Origin of the sequence: Polaromonas sp., assembly GCF_030682935.1 — a bacterium.
In the GTDB taxonomy this organism is placed as follows: Bacteria; Pseudomonadota; Gammaproteobacteria; order Burkholderiales; family Burkholderiaceae_C; genus Polaromonas.
Genome location: NZ_JAUXNA010000035.1, coordinates 1 through 5,215 on the forward strand (window position 1 = coordinate 1; position 5,215 = coordinate 5,215).

Here is a 5,215-nt window from a genome sequence, read left to right on the forward strand (position 1 = left end):
TTTTGAATGACCTGTGAATTTTTTCATGTTTTTTCCTGTGATGCGCAAGTCCGACCCTGGAAGAGTGGCTGCCAGGAATTGCGGTTTTTCGCCAGTTGAGTGTGCGCGGCCGAACCCTGCGGCCGTGTAGGCTGAGGGCCCGCAGGTTTGCAAGGGAAAGTAAGAAGTGCAAACAATCCTGCGTCGTTTCAGCCAGGACATTGCCGCCGCAGCCTGGCGGCCGGGGATGTTTGATGGGGGCGGTGGGCTGGATGCGACGCGTGCGGCGTTAACGCCGGCTTGCTGGCTGCCCGGCCAGCACCGGGCGCACGCGGTTGACAACGCCCCGAGGGCGCGCTGGCGCCGTTATTTCGGCTCGGGCAGCTCGATCTTGACTTCTAGAACGTCCAGGTTTTCCTGGCGCTCGAGGTTGACCTTGATGTCGTTGGGATTGATGTTGATGTACTTGGAAATCACCGCGATCAGGTCGCGCTGCAGCGCCGGCAGGTAGTCGGGCTCGTGGCTGCTGCGGCCCGAGCGTTCGTGGGCCAGGATGATTTGCAGCCGCTCTTTGGCGACGCTGGCAGTTTTTTTCTTTTCACCGAGCAGGAAGGACAGGAATGAAGCCATGGCGCTTTATTTCCCCCCGAACAGGCGTTTGAAAAAGCCGGATTTTTGCGCGTCAATGAAACGCATGGGCTTGTCGTCGCCCAGAAAGCGGTCGATCACGTCCTTGTAGGCTTCAGACACATCGCTGCCCTGCATGTGCACGGCCGGAACGCCCTGGTTGGACGCTTGCAGCACCGCTTCGGATTCGGGAATCACGCCGATCAGCTTGATGCGCAGGATGTCCTGGATGTCTTCGAGCGACAGCATTTGCCCCTGGTCGACCCGGCTGGGGTTGTAGCGGGTAATGAGCAGGTGCTCCTTGATCGGGTCGCTGCCGTCGATGGCGCGCTGGGTCTTGCTCGACAGCATGCCCAGGATGCGGTCGGAGTCGCGCACGGAGGAGACTTCGGGGTTGGTCACGACCAGTGCTTCGTCGGCAAAATGCATGGCCATCAGCGCGCCGGTTTCGATGCCGGCGGGGGAGTCGCAGACGATGTATTCGAAGTCCATGGCGGCGAGGTCCTTGAGGACTTTTTCGACGCCGTCTTTGGTCAGTGCGTCCTTGTCGCGCGTTTGCGAGGCGGCCAGTACGTACAGGTTTTGGCACTGCTTGTCTTTGATCAGCGCCTGGTTGAGCGTGGCTTCGCCCTGTATGACGTTGATCAGGTCGTACACCACACGGCGCTCGCAGCCCATGATGAGGTCGAGGTTGCGCAGGCCGACATCGAAGTCGATGACCGCGGTTTTATGGCCGCGCAGCGCCAGGCCGGTTGAAAAGCTGGCGCTGGTGGTGGTTTTGCCCACGCCGCCTTTGCCGGAAGTGACCACAATGATTTTTGCCATCTGAGAAAAGTCCTTTTGAAATCGGTAGGGGTGGGGGCCGTCAGGCACGTGCCGGGCAGGCGAAAGCGCAAGCGCCTGCATCAGGGCGCATGGGCATCATGCCATCACGCTCATGACGAGCTTGTCGCCGTCGGGGCCGGGCACCAGTTGCACCTGCGTGGGATGGCCTGCCACGCCGGGCGGCAGCGGGTGCTCGCTGGTGCGGTAGACGCCGGCAATCGACAGCAGTTCGGCCTCCAGCGCCAGCGCAAAGATGCGTGCCTCGGCGTTGCCGCGCGCACCGGCCATGGCCTTGCCGCGCAGCGGCGCATAGACATGGATGTGGCCGTCGGCAATGACCTCGGCGCCGGCATTGACCATGGCCAGCACCACCAGATCGCGGCCGCGCGCATACACTTGCTGGCCCGAGCGCAGGGGCTTGTCGATGACCAGCGCACCCAGCGGTGCGGCGGCTGGCGGTGGGGAAGGCGCTGCGGGCGCTGCGGTGGGCCGGGCGCTGACCAGGTGCGCGTCGGGCACGGGCAGCAGGCCGGCCTGCAGCGCAGCGGCCATTTGCGCGGGGTTGCCGCCCTTGACGGCCACAGGCACCAGCTGGTAGCTGCCCAGCAGGGCGATCAGGGTTGAAAAGTCAATCTCGCCGGTGGGCGTCGCGCTGTCCTTGGCCGCCGCTTCCAGCGGCGACAGGTCAATCATCAGCGGGTCCTGGTCGAAAAAATCCGGAACGTCGCCATAACGCTGGGTCAGTTCGCGCGACAAGGCTGCCAGGTCGGTGGACTTGAGCAGCAACGCGACCAGCGGCAGGTTGGCGCTTTTGATCTCAAAAGTGGCGGGTGTGGTGGCCTGGGTGGCAACGGTCATGGGCAATGCAGGGCGTTGTGGGCAGCGTGGTGCGGGCAGGACATGGCGGCAAGGCCACAACCCGGAATCGCCGAGGGTAGCGCAAGAACTGCTGCATGGGCGCGCAAGGCCGGCGCCATTTGTGAGCGTATGAAACGCGCCGCTGCTACGCACCCGGTGTGGCTCGGGGCGCAGCTTCCGGCCGAAGAGGCGTCAGGCATTGAATGCATGCGGAGGGTGCCCATGTGAAAATAGACAACAAAAGAATCATTATCCCGGAACTTCATGCCCGTCTTGCTGACGGCTGCAGCCGCGCGGCTTCGTGCTGACGTCGGCATCCGCATCGTGCCTGCGCTGGCTGCGTTTCCGGGCCGCCCTCACATGCTGGTCAACGGGAAAATTCGGTCTTGTCGCGGTTGTCAGCCGCTTGGCCCCGCTGCCTGGCTTTCGCTTCCATGACGAGGTAGACCAGGCTTGCCACACCCAGCGGTGCAATGAAGTAAACCAGCCGGTAAGCCACCAGCGCCGCGAGCAGTTCATGCGGGGGCATCTGCTGCGAAAACAGCGCCACAAACACGGCTTCCAGCACCCCCAGGCCGGCGGGTATGCGGGTGATGACGCCGGCCACGGCGGCCAGCAGCAGCGCGCTGAGCACGGCTGAAAATGCGATGCGTTGCTGCAGCAGCATAAAAATAATGCCCGCCATCAGCAGCCAGTTGGCCGCGCCCATGAGCAGTTGCAGTCCGGCCATCCGAAACGTGGGCAGGTCAATGGTATGGCCGCGCACCTGCAGCGTGCGCTGGCGCGAAAAAGCGCACACGCCAAGGTAAGCGGCGGCCGCCGCCAGCAAGGCCACGCCGATCAGCCGCAGATGCATGGAATCCAGGGGCCAGCTGGCGGGCAGGCGCAGCGGCTGCAGGCTGAACACCAGCCCGGCCAGCGCCACATAGCCCATCCAGTTGGCCAGCATGCTCAGCGACATGATGCGCGCGATGACGCCGGTGCGCAGGCCCAGGTGCGAATACAGGCGGTAGCGAAAGCCGACCCCGCCGACCAGCGAGCCGAGGTTGAGGTTGAAGGCGTAGCTGACAAAGGTGACGGTCATCACGGCGGGCGCGCCCAGCGTGTGGCCGGTGTAGCGGCGCCCCAGCAGGTCAAAGCAGCTGTACAGCGCGAAGCTGGCCACGGCCAGGCCCACGGCGCTCCACACGGCCGTCAGGGGGTACTGCTGCAGCGAGAGGAGCACCTGATCCCATTCGATGGTGCGCGCGCGCGACACCAGCAGCGTCGCCACCAGCACGAAAAACGCGGCGGCGGCGCCGCGCTTGAGCCACGGCCACCAGGCTTTTCCGGTGATTTTCTGCCGGCCACCGGGCGTCTGGGTCAACGGCCTGGAACGGCGTGAGGCGCGCTGCTTGCTCATCAGGCGCTCAAACGGGATCGGCCTGACTCGCCCCGCCGGCGACCGCCGTGTCCGGGCTGGCGAGCGTGAGGCGCGGCACATGCGCAGGCAGCCAGCCGGCCCAGGCGGGATAGCGGCGCAGCAGGTGAAATACAAAGAAGCTGCGCACCACGCGCCACCAGCTCGACTCCACGAGGTCGCCGGGCCCGATCTGCCTGCAGTTGTGCGCTATCAGGTACGCCAGCCGTGCGCTTAAGTACTGGTTGAAGGCGCGGTCCTTGATGATGACGTTGGCTTCGAGGTTCAGGGACAGGCTGAGCGGGTCCAGGTTGCTGGAGCCCACCGTGGCCCATGCATCGTCGGCCACGGCCACCTTGCCATGCAGGGGCCGCTCGTCATATTCAAAAATGCGCACGCCGCCTGCCAGCAGGTAGTGGTAGAGCATGTTGGCCGCTGTTTTTACAATCGCCATGTCGGGCTCGCCCTGCAGGATGAGCTGCACATCAACGCCGCGCTGCGCCGCCCTGCGCATTTCCCTGAGCAAGCGGTAGCCCGGGAAAAAATAGGCGTTGGCGATCACGATGCGGTGGCGCGCGGCCCGGATGGCGATGCGGTAGTGCTGCTCGATGTCCTTGGTGTGCTGGCGGTTGTCGCGCGTCACAAAGATGGCGGCTGCCTCGCCCGCCGGGGCCGGTGTGGCGCGCCGCCAGGGCTGGGCCAGTTTTTGCGCCTGGGCCGCCAAGCCCTCGCGCAGCCGGCCAGTCAGGCTGGTGGCGGCCTCGCGTTGGCCCGCTTGCAGCGCCTGGTGCACAAACGCGTGAATATCGGCGACGATGGCGCCTTCTATCTCGACCGCATAGTCCTGCTTGGCGGCGGGCCCAAAGTCGGCCAGGTGATCGGCCGAGTAGTTGATGCCGCCGACAAAAGCCCGCTCGCCGTCAACCACGACAATTTTGCGGTGCATGCGGCGAAACAGGTTGGTGCGGTAGCCCCAGAGTCTGGGGCTGGGGTCAAACACATGAACTCGCACGCCCGCCTGCGTGAGCGCTGAAATAAAGTCGGGCGACAGGTCGGGTGAGCCATAACCATCAATCGTGATGTCAATCTGCACGCCGCGCCCGGCCGCCGTGATCAGCGCCGCATGCAGCGCGAGGCCGACCTTGTCTTCAAACAGGATGAAGGTTTCGAGCACGACCTCGTACTGTGCCGCGGCAATGCACTCAAAAACGCGCGGAAAATATTCCTCGCCGTTTTCAAGCAAACGGAAATGGTTGCCGCTGATCCAGCGAGTCATAAGGTTACCTTGAGAGCCACTACCAGGCGGCGCAAAGCGGCAAGCGTGGGGGGCAACGGCCGCAGCGCCGGGCCGCCCCAAGCCAGGCCAGCCCCCTCGGGGGGCAGCGAAGCACACGCAGCGGCGAGCGTGGGGGCCAACGGCCGCAGCGCCGGGCCGCCCCAAGCCAGGCCAGCCCCCTCGGGGGGCAGCGAAGCACACGCAGTGGCGAGCGTGGGGGCCATATATTTACAGGTCAATCTCCGCTGCCA

At 64.7% G+C, this 5,215-nt stretch carries 6 protein-coding genes; all 6 read right to left on the reverse strand.

All coding sequences use genetic code 11. The features are described from left to right. A partial coding sequence (locus Q8K05_RS01195) for a hypothetical protein (protein ID WP_305244725.1) occupies positions 1–201 on the reverse strand: 201 nt, incomplete at its 3' end. Between the two features lie 144 nt (positions 202–345). Beyond that, positions 346–609: a cell division topological specificity factor MinE gene (minE, locus tag Q8K05_RS01200; RefSeq protein ID WP_293469823.1), complete on the reverse strand. Its 264-nt coding sequence runs from the start codon at positions 607–609 to the stop codon at positions 346–348. A gap of 6 nt (positions 610–615) precedes the next feature. Then, a complete protein-coding gene (gene minD, locus Q8K05_RS01205; protein WP_305244726.1) occupies positions 616–1,431 on the reverse strand; it encodes a septum site-determining protein MinD in 816 nt (271 codons plus the stop codon). A 96-nt stretch (positions 1,432–1,527) separates the two neighbouring features. Then, positions 1,528–2,289, reverse strand: coding sequence for a septum site-determining protein MinC (gene minC / locus Q8K05_RS01210; protein ID WP_305244727.1), 762 nt, complete (start codon positions 2,287–2,289; stop codon positions 1,528–1,530). Positions 2,290–2,656: 367 nt separating this feature from the next. Further along, positions 2,657–3,691: a YbhN family protein gene (locus Q8K05_RS01215; RefSeq protein ID WP_305244728.1), complete on the reverse strand. Its 1,035-nt coding sequence runs from the start codon at positions 3,689–3,691 to the stop codon at positions 2,657–2,659. 7 nt (positions 3,692–3,698) lie between these two features. Next, positions 3,699–4,964, reverse strand: coding sequence for a cardiolipin synthase ClsB (gene clsB, locus Q8K05_RS01220; RefSeq protein WP_305244729.1), 1,266 nt, complete (start codon positions 4,962–4,964; stop codon positions 3,699–3,701). Positions 4,965–5,215: the final 251 nt, after the last annotated feature.

Coding starts and splice junctions, on each gene's coding strand:
- minE (WP_293469823.1), bottom strand. CDS start 609: ATGGCTTCATTCCTGTCCTTCCTGCTCGGTGAAAAGAAAAAAACTGCC.
- minD (WP_305244726.1), bottom strand. CDS start 1,431: ATGGCAAAAATCATTGTGGTCACTTCCGGCAAAGGCGGCGTGGGCAAA.
- minC (WP_305244727.1), bottom strand. CDS start 2,289: ATGACCGTTGCCACCCAGGCCACCACACCCGCCACTTTTGAGATCAAA.
- Q8K05_RS01215 (WP_305244728.1), bottom strand. CDS start 3,691: ATGAGCAAGCAGCGCGCCTCACGCCGTTCCAGGCCGTTGACCCAGACG.
- clsB (WP_305244729.1), bottom strand. CDS start 4,964: ATGACTCGCTGGATCAGCGGCAACCATTTCCGTTTGCTTGAAAACGGC.